The following is a 19972-nucleotide window of genomic DNA, read 5'->3' as shown; positions in this document are numbered from 1 at the left end:
TGGCGCCAGTCGCTCTCGAATTCCTACGCAGAAAGTTTCGCGCCGAAGCCTGCCTTTCAAAGCGATGCCCGGACGGACGATTGCCGCACAGGCAATGTCACGCGTGCTGTGGTGTTGCCGCTGTGGGTTGGATTCCAGCCGCCGCCCAGAGCTTTGTAGAGATTGACCTGGTTGACGGCCTGCTCAAGCTTGAGGCTCACCAGTTTTTGCTGATCGGTGTAAAGCGATCGCTGCGCATCCTGGCTGGATATATAGTCGTCGAGGCCTTCCTTGAAGCGTACTTGCGAGATGGAATAGATGCGTTGCGATTGGTCCACCAGAGCCTGCTGGGCCTTCAGCGCGGGGACGATATGGTCGCGGACGGCCAGCGTGTCGGCCACCTCCCGGAAAGCCTCTTGCACGGTACCTTCATAGGCCGCGACCGCGCCGGTGTAACCAGCCTTGCTGGCAGCGAGTCCGTTTTTGTTCTTGCCCCAGTCCAGCAGCGGGATCGTGCCGGAAACCGCACCGGTCCAGGCAGCCGAGCCGGCGTGGAACAAGCTGGAAAGGCCACCGCTCAATGTGCCCAGCACAGCGGTCAGCGCGATGTTGGGAAAGAAGGCGGCGCGGGCTCGACCGATATCGGCGTTGGCCGCACGCAACCGGTCTTCGGCAGCGACGATGTCGGGACGGCGGTCGAGCAATGAGGACGGCAGCCCCGCCGGCACGTCGGTCAGCAAGGGATCCTCCCATTGGCTTGGCGCGCTGTAGCCGGCTGGTAACGGCTGACCGATGAGCACCGCCATGGCATTGGTGTCCTTGGCGATCCGGATTTGCAAGTTTTCCACGTCTACCTGGGCGGCGTCTGCCTGGGCTTGCGATCGGCGCATGTCGAATTCCGACACGCCGCCGTCGCCATACGCCTTGTTCATAACCTGGGCGTGCTGTTGCTGCGCAGCCAAGGTCTGTTGTGCCAACTGCAACAGGGCGCGATCGGCATTGAGGGAAAGATAGGCATTGGCCACTTCGCCGATCAATGCAATGCGTGCGGCTTCGTACTCGGCCGCACTGGCGTCGGCCAGCTTGCCGGACTCGTGGGCGATCGCTCGTTGATGGCCAAAGAAATCCACCTCATAGCTGGTCATGCCCGCTTGTACCTGATAGGTATTGAAGGTGGCCGCCTTGTCGTTGTTATTCTGGACCGGGCCAAGCAGACCGTTGGCCGGCTGCTGTGACATGGCCGGCAGGCGCTGCCGCCCGCCATAGGCTTGCAGATCAATCTCCGGGAAAAGGCTGGCACGTGCAACACCATAGTTGGCGCGTGCCTGAGTCATATTGGCGGCGGCGACGCGCAAATCACGGTTATTGCCGAGGGCGATTTCAATCAGGCGCTGCAACGCCGTATCTTTGAAAAACTGATGCCAGTCTAGGTTGGCTACCTCGGCGTCGGCCTGTGCTGCTGCCGTTGACGGCGCGGTTCGTGTGATTGGCGCGGTCGACGGAAAGCTGTCGGGAACGGGCATCCCGGGCCGTTGATAAGTCGGCTCCATCGAGCAGCCGGCCAGCATGCAGCTGGCAAGGGCGGCAGAGCACAGTAGTGGTTTCATGGCAATCTCCAGGATCATCGCGGAGGAAAGAGGGCAAAGCCAGCCATGCGCATCAGTTGGGCGAAGGCGCGTAGCGGACGTGCCTTGACGGCGATGTTGTGTGGGGCATGACAAAAAATCAGCTTGATCAGGAGGTGCCGGGTTGCCTCATTCGGCTTGAAGCGCACACACAAGCGGCGTTTACTGAGGCGCACCACCGTGGCCGGCACCCAACCGACTTCTGGTACGGACACTTCAAGCGCTTCGCCTGGCGTGGGCATCACGGGGCTGTGGCTCATGGCCGCGCCATCGAGCGAGATATCGATGAACTCGCTAGATTGCACATGCCCACCTTGACGCCAGCGCGCGGCGCGCGGGAAGGGGAAGCGCTCTTCTTGCCGCAATCGCGGCAAATCAACGCACGCCACGATCGCGGCCAAGTCCAGCACTAGCGCGATCAGTGTCCATGCCAGGTTGAACGCGGTGCCGCCATTCATCTGAGCAGTCATCACGCTATTAACAGCGCCCGCCATCAGGCACAGCATGAGTGCGATGAAGAAGCTGGCCAGTTTCCAGTGGACAACCACTTTGCTGCGATCAAGCCCCTTGGCGGTGACCTTGAAGGGGCGCCCGAACGGCTTGAAGCAAGCGGAAATCATGGTCATCGTCACGGCATAGGCCGCCACCAATTGGGTCACCTCGGTGAAGATCGGCAGCGTTTTTCGCTCGGTGATCCACGGGCCGTAGAGCCAGAATCCGACCAGTGCTGGCACGCCGTAAAAAACGAACTGCTCCGGCGTCGTGTAGAACGCAGCGATGCCGAAGTACCAGTACAGCACCGGCGCTATCAGCATCAGTAGTAGGAATGGCTTGCCGATCCAGTGCAGCATCCCGTGGATATAGTGCAGCCGGTCAACCAGGTTATAGCCGGGACCGCGCAGAGGGCCATCCTTCAACAGGGCCACCTGCATCGTGCCCAGGCACCAGCGGCCGCGCTGGTTGATGTACTCAATCAGGCCCTCGGCGGACAACCCCACGGAGAGACGTTCGTTGAGCCAGCGGGTGATGTGGCCGTTCCTGCGCAACACATAGGTCGTATGGATGTCTTCACATACGCTGTCGGTAGGGAAGCCGCCGGCCTGGGTGATCGCCTCGCGCGATATCACGAACGAAGTTCCCACACAAAAGGCTGAGTTCCACGCATCGCGTGATGGTTGGAAAACGTCGAAGAATACGCGTTGTTCGTCCACCCAACTGTCGGTCGCACCCAGGTTGTGCTGGATCGGGTCGGCGTTGTAGTAGAACTGCGGCGTCTGTACCAAGGCTACGTTGGGCTCGTCGAACAGGCCGAGTACGCGGTAAAGAATGTTTTTCTGCGACGCGAAATCGGCGTCCAGCACAAGAATGTAGGGCGCGTTCGTGTGCTGCGCGGACAGTTTAAGCCCGTTGTTGAGATTGCCTGCCTTGGCGTGGCGGTTGTCCTCGCGCCTCACGTAGTGCACGTCCATCCGCGCACAGTAATCGCGCAGCCAGTCGCGACGGGTATCGTCCAGCACCCAGACGTTGACATGTGGATAGTCGATGGCTTTCGCCGAGACGATGGTTTTCTCGAGGATCTGCAGGTCTTCGTTGTAGGTGGCAATGAATACATCGACCGCGGGGACGCGGCCACCCGCGGCGCGCAGCCTCGCTTCGCCGGCATCGGCGGATGGGCGCGAATCGCGACGACGCACCATCACCACGATGGTGGCAAGCGTGTAGACGATGGAAACCATCTCGAAGAAGAAGAAAACGTAAGACCACACGCTGGCAAAGCCGTGACTGGGATCAGGCAGAGTTTCAGTGGCGCGCCAGATGGCATAGCGCAGTAGCAGGACGCCCGAGAATGTACCGAACACAAGGCGATGGAGCGACCGTTTCGGATTGGCCACGCACGCCATGCCGATACCGAACAGCACGGTCAGCGCGAGTAAATGCAGCAGCTTCATCTCATCGACGGGCAGGGTCATGGCGTGGCCTCCGTGCGCGCGATCGGGCGACCGGTGAGTGGATTCCAGCCCATGCCTGCCAATGCAGCCCAGGCAGTCGCGCCCAAGTGCGGCAGGTGGTAGTAGAAGAAGTCGGCATACGTCGACGTGGGGCCAATCGCGAAGTCAGTGCCGATCCTCCGCTGCGGCGTGGCGTAGAGCATGCCGCTCTCGCTGCGTTGTGCCGCGAGCAACTGCCAGACGGCGTCGGGCACCGGCTTGCCGCTGGCTTGCAGCGCGGTGGCGACCTGCGCCGTGCCTTCGGTCCAGATCCCATCGGGATGACGGCGATAGCCGTAGCCATTGCCGTAGCGATGCTGCGTATCGACCCATGACCACACCTGGTTCCATTCGGCCGGCGGCGAACTGAACGCCAGCAGTGGCCAGAGCTGGGCGTCCAGCCCGGATTTGTCGTGGGAAAGCGTCTTCCCATCGTCCAGGGTGCCCACAAGAAAACGATGCTGCGTGTCGTCCCACATCGAATAGACGAAGCCAGCTGCCAGTTTCGCCTGTTGCGCGAGCGCCGGGTCGCCGCTGTCGCGGCCGGCCCAGGTGGCGGCGGCATAGACGTCGATATTGTGTTCGGTGGCTTTCCAGTGCTGGGCGCGCTGAGCATTGTCGTAACCGAAGAAGCCGCCCTCATAGCCCGGTGGCGATGCGGCGCCTGAAGCGTGATCCTGGATCCAGCGAAGCTGCGCCACGGCGCCATCCAGATAACGACGATCGTGACTGTGATCGTAGACGCTCAGCAGCAGCAACGCGGCCCACGCGACATTACCTACGGCGGTGCCGACCTGATACGGGTCCTGGCTCCAGTAGTTGCCATGACTCTGCCAGTAGCCAGGCAGCTCAACCTTGTCGGCATGGGCCGGACCTGATCGGTAGGCATTGCGTAGCCGACCGTCCTTGAAGCTGGGATCATGCACAGCGGCGAGCAATAGGGCATCGGCGATGCGACGCGCTTGATCAGGGTTTCCGCAGGCGCTGAGCGCGATGCCGGCCAAGGCGTTGTCGTAGACGAATGCCACGTTTTCCAGCGCCCGGGTCGCGTCATCGCCTTGTTTCAAGGTGGGGTAGCTCGGCAACAGCATAGGTCCGTTGCCAGGTTCCGCCATCGCCGCCGAGCGCAAGGTGCCACAACTGCTGGCAGCGAGCTGCTGTTGTAAAGTGCCGGCGTTTGCATGCGTGGATGCAACCATCGTGAAGATCAGGCCGACGCTTGCAACCTGACGCCATCGCGTAGACATAGGAGACTCCTTCGGCACGAGATCAACGCAAGCTTGCCATCACGCTGCGACCAGGCGTGCAGGATCGCAGTGCTGGGTCGGCGGGGTCCGGGCTATCCCATTGTGCGAGTGCGTAGACAGAACCATCTTCGGCATAGGGGAAGGGCGCGCTGTAGCTGTTTTGCAGGGACTCGGTGGCCTTTGGCATCAGCTGCGTGATGTGCGCACTGCGTGCGCGACTGGTTTCGCTGACACGTACGCGCAGCTCGGTGCCGATATTCAGGCGTGGCGTCATGCGCGCAGGGAATACCGCCACGACATTGGTCTTGCTGCAGTCGGTGGCACGAACCAAGGTCGCTCCTACGGCCACTTGCGTGCCGATCGGGGCGACCACTTCCTGTGCCGTGCCGGGCGCATAGGCTTTGACCGCATAGTCAGAGAGCGCCTGCACACGATCCTGCTCATGCGTGACCAATTGGTTGAGATGGTCCATCTGCTGGTTCATCGCATCGATCTGCGCTTGCTCTTCCTTGATGCTGTTTTGAATATCGGCGCGGTGCTGCGCCAGTTGCGGCAACTGGCCATTGCTGTTCTGCCCGGCGGAGACATACACGCCGCGTTGCGCGGCGGCGATGCCTGCGCTGACGCTCTTGGCGCTCATATCCAATGCGTCGGCTTCCTTGCGCGCGGTATCGGCATCCGCGCGCGCGGTGGCTACGTTGGCCGCGCTGATGGCGCCGTCACGTTCCAGTGCCATGGCGCGTGCATATTTGGCATCGAGCGCTTCCAGTTTGGCGTCTGCCGCATCCTGCTGGGCCTGCATGGACGCGTAGGAGGTCTTGAGCTGGGCCAAGCTTGCCTCCTGGTATTTGCCATATTGCGTGTTGGTGTAGTCGAGCATGTGTTGATCGGCCTGCAGACGGCTATTGACGTCGTCCAGATGGCTTTGCAGCTCAAGGCGCTGCGTAAGAAGCGTGGTTAGCGCATCACGCGGCACGGTGGTGTTCTTCACTACGGCGATGGTTTGTCCTGGCGCAATGGGTTGTCCATTTTGCGCGTATTGGGCGCTTACCGTGCCGCTGATCGGCGCGGTGATCAGAATGGCTGGTGCGTTTATGACGGCGCGCGTGGCACTGGTGGAAATCCAGGGCTCAACCAGCGTCGACACCAGCAGCCAGCCAATGAAGGCCATGAGTGCGTAGCCGGCGAGGCGAGGCACAAGGGCGAACGATGACTTCTTGTCTGGCTTGATCTTGCTGGGTGGTAACGCGGTAGGTCGGTGTAGGGGTTCACGGGGAATCAACTGAGTTTTCAAAATGGTTCGTCTCTGTCATTGAAGTCGCACAGACGCCCACGCCTGTGCGCCGAAGCGGAGCGATGAGAAAGCGAACATCTCAATCCGAGATGACACAGCGAGTTGGCTGTATCTGGTGCGCAGAGGACTTACGTGCTGCGAATCGCAGGAATTACGAAACTCGATTGATGCACTGCGCCAGCACCAGATGCGTAAAGGAATAGTTGAACGCGAATGAACGTCGTCTGACTTGATCCGCTCGCACGCCATGGATCAGTTAGATTTGAGTTCGAGAGAAGGACAATTTTAACGCAATGGCTGCGATTACTCGACTTATTGCCGACAGTCGCTTGACACGCAGATGTCGCGACGCAGCACCTTAACGAAGCGACTCGGGTGACGCTGTTCGGCGATCACAAGCCCGTCGACACACTAGTAGGAGTTGCGACTCTTACACATCGTCCGTTTCACGCAGGTAATCAACAGCCAGTCAGCCAAGGCACGCCTTTTGCTACAGCTTCGAACCACCATCCACTTGCAGGGTGTCACCGGTAATCCAGCGCGCCTCGTCCGAGGCAAGAAACGCAATGGCGCCGGCGATATCGTTGGGCTGTGCGAGGCGCTTGAGCGCCTGCATGCCCAGTGTCACATTCCGGCCTTCTTCAGTCTTGGTGAAATGGGACATATCCGTCTGCACCACCCCTGGCGCGACGGCGTTGACGCGGATACCGCGGGAGCCCAGCGATGCTGCGAAATGCTTGACCAACGTGTCGACGGCGCCTTTGGTCGCCGCATAAGCGGATAGGTCGCCTACCGCAGCGCGCGCAACGAGCGAAGAGGTAAAGATGATGTTGCTGCCCGCACACATGGTCGGCAGCAGTTGCTGGATCAGGAAATACGGCGCACGCACGTTCACGGCAAAGAGCTGGTCGAAGTCCTTGACCGTGGTGTCTTCGATGGTCGCTGCCTTTGAGACGCCAGCGTTGGCCACGAGGATATCCAATCGGTCGCCGATGATGCTGCGAGCCTGTCTGGCCAATTCATGCGGACCGTTCGGCATGCTTAGATCGGCACCTAGTTTCTCGGCACGACCGCCGGCTTTACGGATATCTTCCACGACGGCATCGGCTTCCTTCTGCGCACTGCGGTAATGGACCAGAACCTGGGCGCCGGATTTGGCCAGGGCAAGCGCGGCGGCCCGACCGATACCGCGTGAGGCGCCGGTCACCAGCGCCGTTTTACCCGTGAGATTGCTCATGACATTTCTCCGTTCGTAGGGGAGGTCGGATGGCGGAATCAGCCGTCAAGCTGTTCGATGACATTGACGCGATCGGGATAGAACGCGACGTGGTCCTTGATAAGCGCAACAGCTTCGTAGGGATGCTCGTACGTCCACACCGCATTGACGGCGCGTTCACCACCCGTCGGAATGCTGAAGTAGGAGCACTCGCCCTTGTACGGGCAGTAAGTGCTGTGATCAGTGCGTTTCAGCAGTGCCATATCCACATCGTTGCGTGGAATGTACTGCACTGCTGGATAACTGGCTTCTTTCAACGTGAGGGCATGACGCGTATCCGCGACGACCTGCCCAAGGATTTTTACGATAACGCGATGTGTATTGCGTTCGATCGTGATGGGGTGATCCGGTCCAGGTTTCTTGATCGATCTGGTGGAAGTCTGGTCATTCTTGGTCACGTGAGATCTCCTTGGGAGGACGATTGCTCGTCCGGTTTACGCGCCTCTAAAAAGAGGCGCGAGAGGTTCTTGCAATGGGCTACCCTCATGCGTTCTCAGGCGTTGGTACCGCCGTCAACCGTCAGGCTCGCGCCAGTGATATAGCCCGCCTCGGGGCCGGCGACGAAGGCCACCATCGCGGCGACGTCCGCAACCTGTCCGTAGCGCTTCAGCGCGGTGTTGGCGATCTGCGGTGTTGCCCAATCGCCTTCGGCGGGATTCAGGTCGGTGTCGATGGGGCCGGGCTGGATATTGTTGACCGTGATGCCGCGGGACCCGACCTCGCGCGACAGTCCTTGCGTGAACATTTTCACCGCGCCTTTGGTTGCGGCGTAAGCCGCCAGACCCGGCGTCATATTCCGCTCGCCAACGCAGGAGCCGATATTGATGATGCGACTGCCATCCGGCAGGTGCTTGAGCGCGGCCTGCGTGGCGATGAACACGCCGCGCAGATTGATATCGATCACCGTGTCCAGCTCATCCAGGGTGGCTTCTTCGAACGGCTTGGGGATGGCGGTGCCCGCGTTGTTGACCAGAATGTCGAGTCGGCCGAAGGTTTTCGCAACCTGTTCCACCGCGGCGTTGACAGCCTTGGCATCGGTTGCGTCCGCTTGGATCGCGATGGCTTTGCCGCCGGCTCCTTCGATGTCTTTCACCACCTGGGCAGCGGCAGCGGCGCCCTTGCTATAGGTGATTGCCACGCTGGCACCATCGGCGGCCAGCCGCTTGGCGATGGCCGCGCCAATGCCGCGAGAGGCGCCGGTTACGAGTGCTGTCTTGTTGGTCAGGTTTGCCATGAGAGTTATTCCTTCAAAGTAGTGAAGTAAGAGGGTTCAGTTGGACGACGGAAGGGCAGGGAACGGCAGGTTTCCGGACACACCGTCGGGCGTCTTGAATCCTGCGTCGAGGAACTGTGTGGCTTGTGCCACGAACAGCTCCGGGTATTGGTAGAAGGAGCCGTGATTGGCGTCCGGGTAGATGATCAGCTGGGCGTTGGGCAGGTTCTGTTGCAAGACGTAGGAGTTGTGCGTCGGGATGATCACATCATCGCTGCCCTGCACGACGAGGGTGGGCTGGCGGATGCCCTTCAGATAGTCAAGCACGCCTTCGTGCTGGGCGATGTACTTGCCGATGGCCTCACCTTGGCGAGCGATGGCTTCGGCACTCATTTCCGGATCACGATCCTGGCGTTCCCATTTGCGCTTGAGGAAGGCCAGACCCGCTTCGCGGCTGGAGGCCGAGGGCGAGAAGTGAACGGCCAGCCACAGCTGCTCAGGCGGATCGTAGGTGCCTGAAAAGATCGCATGCGACTGGCTGGCGGCCATATCGGCCCCGCGCGGACCGGTGCCGACCAGGATCACCCTGCGGATCAGATCGCCGCCCTGCACAGCGATTTCCTGGGCCACCATGCCGCCGATGGAGAAGCCCAGCACGTCAACTTTGGAAAGACCGAGCGCCTTGATGAAGGCGATGGCATTGCCGCCCATTTCCGGGAAGCTGGGAGGAACTTCGCCGGAGCTCGAGGAGACGCCGGCGTTGTTGAAGAGAATCACCTCGCGGGTCTTGGCCAGACCGTTGGTTACCGCCGGGTCCCAGTAGTCCATCGTGCCGGTGTAGTGCTGGTTGAGTACCAATGGCACACCGCCAACCTTGCCGAAACGGCGATAGGCGAAGCGAATGCCGTTGGCTTCCACGTACTGGGTCGGTGCGGTCTGATGCGTGTGCGTGGTCATGTCGAAACTCCTCATAAGGGATTGAGATGGGTCACTTAGCCGCCCGTCCGCAGGAGCCTTTAAGGCATCGCCACCGCGCCGGGCCATATCGCCACGGATCGAAATATGAGCCTGATTGGCGCACTTTAAAAAGACTTTGTAAGCTTGACACCATGCTTAAAAAGTATGACAAAGGAGTGAACCCATGGAGCTGCGTCACCTGCGCTATTTCATCGCGGTCGCCGAAACAGGCAGCCTGACGGTGGCCGCCGAACGGCGACTGCACACATCGCAGCCTTCGTTGAGCCGGCAGATCAAGGATCTGGAAGATCAGGTGGGAGCAGCTCTGCTGATCCGCAGCGCGCGCGGCATCACCCTTACCGAAGCGGGCAAGGTGTTCTTCGATCACGCGCGGATGGTGTTGAGCCAGGTAGACATCGCCGTCGAGGCGGCGCGCAAGGCGGCGCAGCCGAGTAAGCAACGTTTTTCGCTCGGCTTTCTCACCGGGCAGGAAATGACCTGGCTCCCGGAAGCCATACGCATTCTTCGCGCCGAACTGCCGAACATCGATGTCACCGTTTCAAGCGATTATTCGCCGGACCTTGCCGAAGCGTTGGTCCGCGGCAAACTCGATCTCGCATTCCTGCGCGCGGAACCCGATTACGATCTCGCGTATCACCCGGTTACACACGAGTCGCTAATTGTATTGATGCCCAGTGATCATCGCCTGGCATCCTGCGATACGATTCACCCCAAGGATCTGGTCGGCGAGCCCTTCATCGGCATTGGCAAAAAAGCGACGGTGTTGCAGGCGGTGATCGATGACTACCTGGCGCGCTCAGATGTGCAAATGACGCCAGAACAGGTGGTGGACAATCCGGCGATGGTGATGTCGCTGGTGGCTTCAACACGCGGTGTCACGATCATTCCCACGTATGTGGAGAACCTGATGCCGTGGTCTGTGGTGAGCCGTCCACTGGCCGGCGAGCCGCCCACCATTGATCTGGTGGCCGGTTACAGCAAATCGAACAGCTCACCCATCCTGAAGATGTTTTTGTCGCATCTGGACGACTTGATTGCGCGCGTGTCAAAACTGCAGCGGTGAGTTGAAGACGCGCGACGAGTACGCGTTGCCCTGGTTCGACGTCAATATTGGGGAACTTGTTTCAGCCCGAGGCCAGCCGCAACTCCTTCACCAGTTCGATCAGCGCGCGCAGGCGTGCGGGCACGAAACGGCGACCTGGGTAGTAAAGACTCAGGCCACCGAAGGGCATGCACCACGGAACCAACACGGGCACCAGAGTGCCGGCTTGCAGTTCCTCCGCGATGAGCCATTCGGAAATGAAGCCGATGCCCAGTCCAAGCAGCACCGCCTGCTTGATTGCGGAAAGCTCGTTGAGTGCCATGCGCACTGGCAGGTCCATCTGCAGCTTGTGGCCGTTCTTCTCCAGTTCCCAGCGGTAGATGCCACCGTGCGACATGTTCATGCCGATGCTCTGGTGTTTGAGCAGGTCGCGCGGATGCCTGGGCGTACCGTGGCGTTCCAGATATTCGGGCGTCGCCACCACCAACATGCGTAGGTCGCGGGAGAGCGGCACGGCGATCATGTCCTGCGGCACTGATTCGGCGAGGCGGATGCCGGCGTCGAAGCCTTCGGCCACGATGTCGATCATGCGCGACTCACTCACCAGGTCGATGCGCACCTCGGGGTAGCGTCGCGCGTAAGGGCCGAACAGAGGTTCCAGCAGCAGCGATGCCGCTCCGTGCGGCGCATTGATCCGCAGCGTGCCGCTGGGCGTGTCGGGCCCGCTGCCGGCTTCCTCGCCGGCGCTGTGGATTTCGGCGAGTGCCGGGGCGATACGCTCTACGTAGCGCTGCCCCGCGTCGGTGAGTGCCACGCTGCGCGTCGAGCGGTTGAACAGGCGCACCTTGAGGCGCGCCTCCAGCCCGGCCACGGCGCCGCTCACCGCCGTGGTCGACATGCCCAGCTCCTGCGCCGCGCCGCGAAAACTGTGGCGACGCGCGACGGCAAGGATCACCTCCAGTTCGGTCATTCCCGTGCGATGCATGGATTATCCTGATATTCGGAATACGCCATTCACTATAAACCTGATTATCAGGACAATGATCCATCTCTAGACTGCGTCGTGCAACGCCCCCAAGTGCCGGCTCTCCCAGCTTGGCGGGGCAAATTCACCTTTCCAGAGGAAGTCGACATGCGGTGTATCGAACACATCTACATCAACGGCGAATTCGTCGTGCCACACGGCCAGGAATGGTTCGACCTGCACAACCCCAGCACCGAGGAAGTCATCGGCCAGGTACGGCTGGGCGACGAGCAGGACGCGCAGCGCGCGATCGCAGCGGCGAAGGCGGCGTTTCCAGCATGGTCGCGCACCACGCGCGAGGAGCGCATCGATGCGCTTGAGCGCATGCATAAAGCCATCGCGGCGCGCGAGGATGCGCTGATGGAAGCCGTCGTCACCGAATACGGCGCGCCGCACGCGCGTGGTCGCTGGATGGCGACTTATCCGGCCGACGTCATCATGCAGGCCATTGAAGCGCTTCGATCTTTCGAGTTCGAGGAACAAGTCGGCAGCGCGCGGGTGATCCTGACGCCAGTCGGTGTCGCTGGCTTGATCACGCCGTGGAACAGCGATGCCGGCTTCATCTGCAACAAGCTGGCGACGGCGCTGGCGGCCGGCTGCACCGCTGTCATCAAGCCCAGCGAAATGAGTGCGATGCAGACGCAGGTCGTCGTCGAAGCACTGCACGAAGCGGGTCTCCCCCAAGGCGTATTCAACATCGTCAATGGTCGCGGCGACGTGGTCGGCGAAACCATCGCGCGCCATCCCGACATCGCCAAGATCTCGTTCACCGGTTCGTCCGCGGTTGGCCAGCATCTGGTCGGCGCCGGTGCCGAGACGATGAAGCGCGTAACGCTGGAGCTAGGCGGCAAGTCGCCGACCGTGGTGCTCGACGACGCGGACTTCGCCGCGATCATGCCGCTAGTGCTGCAGGCCGGGTTCGCCAACAGCGGCCAGGCCTGCATCGCAGGCACGCGCATCCTGGTGCCACGGCAGCGGCTAGCGGAATTCGAGCAGGTTGCGAAGGCGGCTGTCGCACAGGTCAAGTCCGGCGATCCGCGTGATGCTACGACCGACATCGGCCCGATGGTAAGCGCGAAGCAGTGGGAACGCGTACAGAGCTACATCCGCCTCGGCATCGAGGAGGGCGCACAAGTGCTCGCCGGCGGCGAGGGCCGGCCCGATGGCCTGCGCGTCGGCTGGTTCGTAAAGCCGACGATCTTCACTGGCGCGAACAACCGCATGCGCATTGCGCGCGAGGAAATCTTCGGCCCCGTACTCACGATAATTCCCTACGACGACGAGGCCGACGCCATCGCCATTGCCAATGACACGCGCTACGGCCTCAGCGCCGTCGTACTAGGCAAAAACCTCGAACGGTGCGAGCGCGTGGCGCGCCAGATCGACTCCGGCCGCGTACTCGTCAACACGCTTGCCCACGAACCACGCGCACCGTTCGGTGGTTTCAAGCACTCCGGGCTCGGCCGCGAGATGGGCCGATGGGGCATGAGCGCGTACCTTGAACCCAAGACCTTGCTGATGGCGGCGGGATAATCCCTCTGTTCCGTTGACGTCTTGATCTGGCTGCCACCAAGCCGTCGGTCGGAACTTTGCCCACGCCAGGCATTCGCCGTTTGGGTTCGGAGCGGAAGATGAGCTACGTGCGATTTGCCCCCGCGGGGTCATCCGCTTGCAAATCACCCATGTGCGCCTTACAGTGAACCACATGGTTCACTATCAAGCTCGCCTCGACGCAACATTCGCCGCGCTCGCCGATGTCACCCGACGCGGTGTGCTGGAGCAGCTCGGGGGTTCAGACGCTTCGATCACCGACCTTGCCCAAAGGTTTCACATGACCCTCACGGGCATGAAGAAGCACGTCAGCATCTTGGAGCAGGCGGGGCTCGTGACCACGGAAAAGGTCGGGCGCGTACGAACCTGCAGGCTCGGATTGCGCCGGCTGGAAGAAGAGGTCGCCTGGATCGAGCAGCACCGCCAACTGTGGAGCGCGCGTTTCGACGCGCTGGACGAGATTGTCGAGCACTTGAACCGCAAGGAGAGGGCAAATGCCAGAAACAAAAGAAGGTAGTTCCGCCGCCATGAACCGCACCGTTGTGGAGCGCAAGTCCGACCGCGAACTCGTCGTGACGCGAACGTTCAATGCCCCGGCGCACATCGTCTTCGAAGCGTGGAGCAAACCCGAATTGTTCAAGCAGTGGTGGGTTCCGAAGTCGGTGGGCATGTCGCTGGTCTCGTGCGAGATGGATATTCGTACCGGAGGTAGGTATCACCTCGTGTTCAGCCATCCGGACTTCGATCAACCGATGGCGTTCTTCGGCACGTACTCAGAAGTAACGCCGCACAAGCGTCTTATATGGACGAACGAAGACAGCGACCAGGGCGCCGTGACCACGGTGACGTTCGAAGAAAACGCCGGCAAGACGCTGGTCACCTTTCACGAACTCTACCCCACCGAAGCGGCCCGCGACGAAGCCCTCGCCGGTTCGGCGGAAGCTCTGCCCGAACAGTTCGCGCAGTTGGATGAGTTGCTCGCAGACGGATCGTGACCACACCGCCGCTACCGTCGTAGGGAAGGGATGGCGATGAATCACACGATCACCACCGCGCTGGCCCATTCGGCGCCACGTGAGGACAATATGCTCAGACGCGATTTCCTGAAAACTGCCGTAGCGACCGCAGTGCTGATTGCGGACCTTCCCGTTCAAGCCAAGCAGACTCCCGCCGTTTCGAACGAGCATTTTGCCGACGTCAATGGCCAGCATCTCTTTTACAGCATGCATGGCGGCGGCAAGCCGCTCATTCTTCTCCACGGCGGCATCAACCCCGACAGCTTCGGGGGCAATCTGGCCGAACTGGCCAAGGGCCGGCAGGTGATCGCCGTCCATCTCCAGGGACATGGGCGCACGCCAGACACTGACAGGCCACTGCGCAGTGAATCGATGGGCGATGACGTTGCCGCCCTGATCGGCCATCTGAACCTCGGCAAGGCCGACGTAATGGGCTACTCGTTCGGCGCCAGCGTCGCGCTGCAGACCGCTATCCGCCATCCGGACGTGGTCGACCGGCTCGTGCTCGTGTCCGCGACGATGAGGCAGGACGGCTTTTATCCGGAGGGCGTGGTGGCCTTCAAGCAATTGGAGACCAACGCCGCTACGCTCGGCCCTGGCGTCAAGGCATCGCCGTTAGGGAAGGCCTATCCCGATGTCGATTGGACCAAGCTCTTCAGGAAGGTCGGTGACCTGACCAAGCGCCCCTGGGACTGGAGCGCCGATGTCGCCAAGCTTCATACGCGCACACTGCTGATCTTTGCAGATGCTGACGCCATCCGGCCCGAACACATGGTCGAGTTCTGGAAGGCGTTGGGAGGCGGCCAGCGCGATGCCGGGATCGATGGCTCCCTGCGGCCCGCAAACGAGCTCGCAATCTTGCCGAACACCACCCACTACACGCTTCCCGTCGAGCCGATGCTGCCGGAGATCGTCGAACGCTTCCTCGGAGCTGCATCAACGGCAGTAGGTTAGGGGCTCGCGAAGCGCTCATGGAGCTATCAGAGCGCGGGAGAGTGGCGTATCTCCTTCGATGTTTTGAACAATCGGACACGCCCCGCAGCGTGAACTCTCCAGGCGCCTAAGCCAAGACGTCGTCGATCAGCTTGGCCAGGGCCGCCGCAACGCCGGCCCCGTACGCCGGATCGGCCTTGTTGCAGTTGTCGATGTGACGCTGCTTCACCTCGTCCCGGGCACCTTGCATGGCTCGCGCTGTGTTGTCGAACAAGGCCTGCCGCTGTGACGGATTCATTTTCCGGAACAGATCGCCGGGCTGCTGGTAGTGATCGTCGTCGAGGCGATGATCCCAATGGGCTGCCGCGCCGTCGATTTCCTGCGGCGGCTCGTTGAGTTGCGGCTGATCGGCCCAGACGCCCTTGCTGTTCGGCCAATAGGCTGGCGTGCCGCCGAGATTGCCGTCGGTGCGCATCGCGCCATCGCGATGGTAGCTGTGGAACGGGCACTGGGGTGCATTGACCGGGATGTGATGGAAGTTCACGCCCAGGCGGTAACGCTGTGCGTCACCGTAAGAGAACAGGCGGGCCTGCAGCATTTTGTCCGGCGAGTAGCCGATACCCGGCACGACGTTCGCGGGCGAGAAGGCCGCTTGCTCAGTCTCTGCGAAAAAATTGTCCGGATGGCGATTCAGTTCGAAATAGCCCACTTCGATCAAGGGATACTCCGCCTTGGGCCAGACCTTGGTCAGATCGAAGGGATTGAACGGCATGGCCTTGGCCTGCGTATCGGTCATGACCTGGATGAACAGCGTCCAGCGCGGAAAGTCGCCGCGCTCGATGCTGTCGTAGAGGTCGCGCTGATGGGTTTCACGGTCCTTGCCTATGAGGCTTTCCGCTTCCGCGTCCGTCAGGTTCTGGATGCCCTGCTGCGTGTGGAAGTGGAACTTCACCCAGCTGCGTTCATGCGCCGCGTTGATGAAGCTGTAAGTGTGACTGCCGAAGCCGTGCATATGGCGGAAGGAGCGTGGAATTCCGCGCTCGCTCATGACGATCGTGACCTGGTGCAGGGCCTCCGGCAGCAGGCTCCAGAAGTCCCAGTTGCTATCGGCGCTACGCAGCCCCGTGCGCGGGTCGCGTTTGACCGCGTGGTTCAGGTCGGGGAAACGCAGCGGATCGCGCAGGAAGAACACCGGCGTGTTGTTGCCGACCAGGTCCCAGTTGCCTTCCTCCGTATAGAACTTGAGCGCAAAGCCGCGAATATCGCGCTCGGCGTCGGCGGCGCCGCGTTCGCCGGCCACGGTCGAGAAGCGGGCGAACACGGGGGTGCGCTTGCCGATCCCGGCGAAGAGCTTCGCCTTGGAATAGCGTGTGATGTCGTGCGTGACGGTGAACGTGCCGTGGGCGCCTGCGCCCTTGGCGTGCATGCGGCGTTCGGGGATCACTTCGCGATCGAAATGGGCCAGCTTTTCGAGCAGCCACACGTCCTGCAACAGAGCCGGGCCGCGCGGGCCGGCCGTCTGGATGTTCGTGTTGTCGCTGACGGGTGCGCCGGTCGCGTGGGTCAGGCGGGAAAGCTTGGTCTTGTCATTCATCGTATCGTCCTCTACGACTTGGGCAGTCGGTCTGGAGACTTTTCGCAGCGGCGCGCTTTTTCGTTACAGCTTGTAAATCGTCCGCGAGGGAACCTGGAGATGGATTTCCGTGCCCTCATCGGCGTTGGATTCGATGTGGATCGCGCCTTTCAGGCGCGAAACGCGCTCGCGCATGCCGAGCAGTCCGAAGTGGCCGTTATGGCGCGCGCTGGACTGGGCTTGCGGGTCGAAACCATGGCCATTGTCGGAAACGACGACCCAGAAGGCGCTTTCTTCGTAATTGAGCGTGACCTGAACTTCCGCGCCACCGGAATGCTTGAATGCGTTACGCATGCCTTCCAGTGCGGCGTCGCGCAGCTCCGCCGCGGCTTCGCTCTTGAGCGGGCGCGGCTCGCCATGGACTTCCACCGCAAAACGGATGTCCTGTTGCTGCTGTAGCCGGCGTCCTTCCGCCATGAGTTCGTCGTAAAGCATCAGGCCGGAATCTTGCGCACGCCGCAGCATGCTGATCTGCTCGCGCCCCTCCGAGATGGTTTCGCGGGTGTCGTCACGGATGCGCGCGAGCGATGCCCTTGCCGCAACCGGTATGGATTCGTCCTGCGACAGCCGTTGCAGTGACAGGAGAACGGCGTGCAGGCGCTGCAGCAGCGTGTCGTGGATATCGCGGGCTACCGCCTCGCGTTCGTCGGAGCGGATCTTGAGCCGGCGCGTGAGTGCGCGCGAACGCGCATTGTGGGCCAGCCACAGGAGCAGCGCTACCGGCAGCGCCCACAGCGCGCGGAACCACCAGGTCTCGTAATAGGCGGGCAGGCGCACGAAACGGATCGTTCCAAGCTGCTTGCCGGACAGCCCGCTTTCATTCGTGACCATCACTTCGAAGCGGTAGCTGCCGGGCGCAAGATTGGTATAAGCCGCTTCGCGGCGGTCGCCCGCATCCATCCACGCGTCGCTCATGCCCACCAGCCGATAGCGGAACTTGAGCTTGTCGGGCCGGCCCAGGGTGGGTGAGGTAAAGCCGATGCGCACCGCCTTCTCGTTGGGCGACAGGGTGAGGGTGTCGCGGGCTGACGCATACGCGTGGCTGGAGGTTTCCAGGTAGTCCACGTAGACCGCGGGCTGCTGCCCCGTTACCTGCATATGATCGGGATCGGCCCATGCCACGGCGGTGGAAGTCTGCGTCCAGATCCTTCCGTCCGAACCCAGCTTGAGGTTCGGGCTGGTCCAGGAAAACAGCGGGATGCCGGAGACATTGTCCTGGTCGTCGAACAGGTCGGCATGGACCCGCTTGAGCGCGCCGCTGCGGAAGCGGGCGAGGTCGGCGGCACGGATGCGCAGTATGCCGTCCAGCGTCTGCACCCATAGATCGCCATGGCGATCGACGACGAGGCCGGCGACTGGCATGGCAATGTCCGGTACGTCGGTGACCAGGGTGTGGAAGCGCTGCCCGTCAAAGTACTGGATGCCGTTGTCGCCGCCGATCCAGAGGCCGTCTTCGTCGGCGAGAATGATCTTCACGACGCCGGCCGCCACTCCCTGTCGTTCGTCGAACTTCGATTCCACTCCCTTGGCAAGCCGATACAGGTGATTCCTGTCGCGGCTTCCCGTCCAGATGTCTCCGTTGGGCGCCAGCGCGAGCGTGGTGGGGAAGACAGGATGGTTGAAGACCTCCTTCCAGCCCTCGCCGTCGGATACGAGCAGACCGTTGCCGTTGCCTGAGTACGGCACGCACACGTAGAACTTGCCTTGGCCGTCGCGCAGCATGCATGGCAACGCGCCGACCGGTCCGGCCACCGCGCCGATGGCTTTCTCGATGCGCGGTTCGCCCGGCGAAAGCCGCCAGATGCCCTTGGGATTTGCCGCCCACACATCACGGCCGTTGGGTGCAACGTAGAGCGCGAGCGTCAGCGGCGGAACAGCCGTTGTATGCAGCTCGCCCGAAGGCAGCACCTGCAGCACCGGATTGTTCTCGCTGCCAACCCACAGGTTGCCGGCGCCATCCGGCGCTGCACTCGTGGTGTGGATATCGAGCGGCAGCTTGACCCGGGTGAATGCCGCAGGCCGGAAGCGGTTGAGCCCACCCGGCGTATTGACCCAGATGTCGCCTTCGTCGTCCTTGATCAGGTAAGCGGCGAAGTTGCCCGTCAATCCGTCCTCGCGTGTCATTGGCTGCGTTCGGGGAACGACGTGCGTGGCCTCTGCCGACTCCAGGTCGCTGGCCGAAACAAAATACATACCGTCGTGTGGGCTACCCATCCAGACCGCGTGATCCTTGCCTTCGAGCACGGCGTAGATGCGCGTTTCCAGGGGCTGGGCGAGCTCGGCTAGCTCCAGGCCGTTACGGCGGTAGAAATGGATGCCGTCGTTGGTGGTCACATAAAGATGACCCGAAGCGCCGGCATGTACGCGCTGTGCATTCGACGGGCCATGCGGCACCGGCTGGAAATCGGACTGCCCCTTGGGCAGCACGAACAGCTGATGATCGATCGATGCCCATAGATTGCCGGCCTCGTCGAAGCTCGCATACTTCAGGCTGTGGCCGGCACGGTTGCGATAGATGGCATGCCAGGCATCGTTTTCGAACCGCAGCAGGCCGGCCGAGGTGGAGACCCACACGACGCCCGCCGGGTCGGTCATGAAGGTTGCGTTATTGCCGAGGTAACCCTGCTGCGCGCCATAGTGGCGCAGGTGACCATCCTTGAGCAGCGTTGCGCTGTCGGAGGTGGCGATCCACAGGCCGCCGCCCTGTGCAGGATGCAGCGCGCCCAACCGTGCTTCCAGGAAGCGTTCGCCGGGCAGCGGGACAAAGGTGCGGAATCGACTGCCGTCAAAGCGCGTCAATCCCTTGTTGCCACTGATCCACAAGAAGCCATCGGCGGTCTGCGTCATGTCGCCGTTGCCGGGCCAGCCGTCCTGTTTCAGGTAGACGGCATGCTGGAAGCTGCCGAGCGTTTGCGCACTCGCCGAGGACGGATGCATCCACACGGCGAAAGCCGCGAAAGCGAATACCAGGCGGGCAGGAGAGATGTACCGGAGCATCCTGGACACAAAAACAGCAGTGGTGTCCATGTCAGCTCTCAATAGGACGGGAGGGATAGGCGCTTGATGTCCCTTGAGCAGCGCCCGCCCACGGGCGGCGCCGGGTCCGCTGACGACCATGCGTCATGGTTGCCTAGGCGGCGGCTGCGGCGCAAGATCATAGCATCGGCCCGCTA

Annotated in this window: 16 protein-coding genes; 5 read left to right on the top strand and 11 right to left on the bottom strand. The window is 61.8% G+C overall.

Features of this window, described 5'->3' with window-relative positions; translation table 11 throughout:
* Positions 1-56: 56 nt before the first annotated feature.
* The 8 genes from EKH80_RS03445 to EKH80_RS03410 form a co-directional block, all read right to left on the bottom strand.
* Complete coding sequence (locus EKH80_RS03445) at positions 57-1586, bottom strand: efflux transporter outer membrane subunit (RefSeq protein WP_158628731.1); 1530 nt, start codon at positions 1584-1586, stop codon at positions 57-59.
* A gap of 14 nt (positions 1587-1600) precedes the next feature.
* A complete protein-coding gene (locus tag EKH80_RS03440) occupies positions 1601-3574 on the bottom strand; it encodes a glycosyltransferase (RefSeq protein ID WP_126683326.1) in 1974 nt (657 codons plus the stop codon).
* The gene (locus tag EKH80_RS03435) at positions 3571-4839 is read right to left on the bottom strand and encodes a hypothetical protein (RefSeq protein ID WP_230473393.1); all 1269 of its coding nucleotides are present in this window, start codon (positions 4837-4839) and stop codon (positions 3571-3573) included. The genes EKH80_RS03440 and EKH80_RS03435 overlap by 4 nt, the downstream gene beginning before the upstream one ends.
* A gap of 22 nt (positions 4840-4861) precedes the next feature.
* The gene (locus EKH80_RS03430) at positions 4862-6010 is read right to left on the bottom strand and encodes an HlyD family secretion protein (protein ID WP_126683325.1); all 1149 of its coding nucleotides are present in this window, start codon (positions 6008-6010) and stop codon (positions 4862-4864) included.
* A gap of 613 nt (positions 6011-6623) precedes the next feature.
* Positions 6624-7370 (bottom strand): SDR family NAD(P)-dependent oxidoreductase, encoded by a 747-nt coding sequence (locus EKH80_RS03425; protein ID WP_126683324.1) that lies wholly within the window; start codon positions 7368-7370, stop codon positions 6624-6626.
* 38 nt (positions 7371-7408) lie between these two features.
* Entirely contained in the window at positions 7409-7807 is a 399-nt protein-coding gene (locus EKH80_RS03420) for a DUF427 domain-containing protein (protein ID WP_126683323.1), read from the bottom strand.
* Between the two features lie 95 nt (positions 7808-7902).
* On the bottom strand, positions 7903-8643 hold the full coding sequence (locus EKH80_RS03415) for an SDR family NAD(P)-dependent oxidoreductase (RefSeq protein WP_126683322.1): 741 nt from the start codon (positions 8641-8643) through the stop codon (positions 7903-7905).
* A gap of 36 nt (positions 8644-8679) precedes the next feature.
* Positions 8680-9579: an alpha/beta fold hydrolase gene (locus EKH80_RS03410; protein WP_126683321.1), complete on the bottom strand. Its 900-nt coding sequence runs from the start codon at positions 9577-9579 to the stop codon at positions 8680-8682.
* Positions 9580-9763: 184 nt separating this feature from the next.
* Between EKH80_RS03410 and EKH80_RS03405 the strand changes: the two genes are divergently transcribed.
* Complete coding sequence (locus EKH80_RS03405; RefSeq protein ID WP_126683320.1) at positions 9764-10663, top strand: LysR substrate-binding domain-containing protein; 900 nt, start codon at positions 9764-9766, stop codon at positions 10661-10663.
* Between the two features lie 61 nt (positions 10664-10724).
* On the opposite strand, the gene EKH80_RS03400 is transcribed toward EKH80_RS03405, so the two are convergent.
* Positions 10725-11627, bottom strand: a complete 903-nt coding sequence (locus tag EKH80_RS03400) for a LysR family transcriptional regulator (protein WP_196240330.1) — start codon at positions 11625-11627, stop codon at positions 10725-10727.
* A 147-nt stretch (positions 11628-11774) separates the two neighbouring features.
* On the opposite strand from EKH80_RS03400, the gene EKH80_RS03395 reads away from it, so the two are divergent.
* The 4 genes from EKH80_RS03395 to EKH80_RS03380 all read left to right on the top strand — a co-directional run bounded on the left by EKH80_RS03395 (position 11775) and on the right by EKH80_RS03380 (position 15187).
* A complete protein-coding gene (locus tag EKH80_RS03395; RefSeq protein WP_126683319.1) occupies positions 11775-13199 on the top strand; it encodes an aldehyde dehydrogenase family protein in 1425 nt (474 codons plus the stop codon).
* Between the two features lie 136 nt (positions 13200-13335).
* Positions 13336-13734: an ArsR/SmtB family transcription factor gene (locus EKH80_RS03390; protein ID WP_230473392.1), complete on the top strand. Its 399-nt coding sequence runs from the start codon at positions 13336-13338 to the stop codon at positions 13732-13734.
* Entirely contained in the window at positions 13712-14212 is a 501-nt protein-coding gene (locus EKH80_RS03385) for an SRPBCC family protein (RefSeq protein ID WP_126683318.1), read from the top strand. Before EKH80_RS03390 ends, EKH80_RS03385 begins: the two co-directional genes overlap by 23 nt.
* A gap of 36 nt (positions 14213-14248) precedes the next feature.
* Complete coding sequence (locus EKH80_RS03380; protein WP_230473391.1) at positions 14249-15187, top strand: alpha/beta fold hydrolase; 939 nt, start codon at positions 14249-14251, stop codon at positions 15185-15187.
* Between the two features lie 106 nt (positions 15188-15293).
* Here the strand turns inward: EKH80_RS03380 and EKH80_RS03375 are convergent, their stop codons facing one another.
* Positions 15294-16760 (bottom strand): catalase, encoded by a 1467-nt coding sequence (locus tag EKH80_RS03375; protein WP_126683317.1) that lies wholly within the window; start codon positions 16758-16760, stop codon positions 15294-15296.
* 63 nt (positions 16761-16823) lie between these two features.
* Positions 16824-19826, bottom strand: a complete 3003-nt coding sequence (locus EKH80_RS03370) for a sensor histidine kinase (RefSeq protein ID WP_158628730.1) — start codon at positions 19824-19826, stop codon at positions 16824-16826.
* Between the last annotated feature and the right edge of the window lie 146 nt (positions 19827-19972).

It is taken from the genome of Dyella choica (assembly GCF_003977665.1).
Lineage (GTDB): Bacteria > Pseudomonadota > Gammaproteobacteria > Xanthomonadales > Rhodanobacteraceae > Dyella_B > Dyella_B choica.
Note: the sequence above shows the minus strand (reverse complement) of the source record. Positions and strands in the feature narration are given on the sequence as shown.

Bases quoted from the DNA above. Each gene is read 5' to 3' on its own strand.
- EKH80_RS03430 (WP_126683325.1), bottom strand. From the start codon at position 6,010: ATGGCCTTCATTGGCTGGCTGCTGGTGTCGACGCTGGTTGAGCCCTGG.
- EKH80_RS03385 (WP_126683318.1), top strand. From the start codon at position 13,712: ATGCCAGAAACAAAAGAAGGTAGTTCCGCCGCCATGAACCGCACCGTT.
- EKH80_RS03405 (WP_126683320.1), top strand. From the start codon at position 9,764: ATGGAGCTGCGTCACCTGCGCTATTTCATCGCGGTCGCCGAAACAGGC.
- EKH80_RS03440 (WP_126683326.1), bottom strand. From the start codon at position 3,574: ATGACCCTGCCCGTCGATGAGATGAAGCTGCTGCATTTACTCGCGCTG.
- EKH80_RS03435 (WP_230473393.1), bottom strand. From the start codon at position 4,839: ATGTCTACGCGATGGCGTCAGGTTGCAAGCGTCGGCCTGATCTTCACG.
- EKH80_RS03400 (WP_196240330.1), bottom strand. From the start codon at position 11,627: ATGCATCGCACGGGAATGACCGAACTGGAGGTGATCCTTGCCGTCGCG.
- EKH80_RS03380 (WP_230473391.1), top strand. From the start codon at position 14,249: ATGAATCACACGATCACCACCGCGCTGGCCCATTCGGCGCCACGTGAG.
- EKH80_RS03445 (WP_158628731.1), bottom strand. From the start codon at position 1,586: ATGAAACCACTACTGTGCTCTGCCGCCCTTGCCAGCTGCATGCTGGCC.
- EKH80_RS03370 (WP_158628730.1), bottom strand. From the start codon at position 19,826: ATGGACACCACTGCTGTTTTTGTGTCCAGGATGCTCCGGTACATCTCT.
- EKH80_RS03410 (WP_126683321.1), bottom strand. From the start codon at position 9,579: ATGACCACGCACACGCATCAGACCGCACCGACCCAGTACGTGGAAGCC.
- EKH80_RS03425 (WP_126683324.1), bottom strand. From the start codon at position 7,370: ATGAGCAATCTCACGGGTAAAACGGCGCTGGTGACCGGCGCCTCACGC.
- EKH80_RS03395 (WP_126683319.1), top strand. From the start codon at position 11,775: ATGCGGTGTATCGAACACATCTACATCAACGGCGAATTCGTCGTGCCA.
- EKH80_RS03375 (WP_126683317.1), bottom strand. From the start codon at position 16,760: ATGAATGACAAGACCAAGCTTTCCCGCCTGACCCACGCGACCGGCGCA.
- EKH80_RS03415 (WP_126683322.1), bottom strand. From the start codon at position 8,643: ATGGCAAACCTGACCAACAAGACAGCACTCGTAACCGGCGCCTCTCGC.